Raw genomic sequence first — 241 nt, forward strand, 5'->3', positions numbered from 1 at the left:
GCGCGCTGCTTTGCCCGTTTTGTGCGTCTGAAAGGACTGACCAATAAGCGTGATATCCGCGTCAGCACCGCCAACGGGCGGATGGTTCTGACCGTCACCGATGATGATCTGGTCCGCGTAAATATGGGCGAACCCAACTTCGAACCTTCCGCCGTGCCGTTTCGCGCTAACAAAGCGGAAAAGACCTATATTATGCGCGCCGCCGAGCAGACAATCTTATGCGGCGTGGTGTCGATGGGAA

The 241-nt window shown here is 56.4% G+C and carries 1 protein-coding gene; it reads left to right on the plus strand.

Annotated elements, in window-relative coordinates; genetic code table 11:
* Positions 1 to 241: diaminopimelate epimerase (locus HMPREF0549_RS09035; RefSeq protein WP_003718004.1), on the plus strand; the 241-nt coding region annotated here is incomplete at both ends.

It is taken from the genome of Limosilactobacillus vaginalis DSM 5837 = ATCC 49540, assembly GCF_000159435.1.
Classification (GTDB): domain Bacteria; phylum Bacillota; class Bacilli; order Lactobacillales; family Lactobacillaceae; genus Limosilactobacillus; species Limosilactobacillus vaginalis.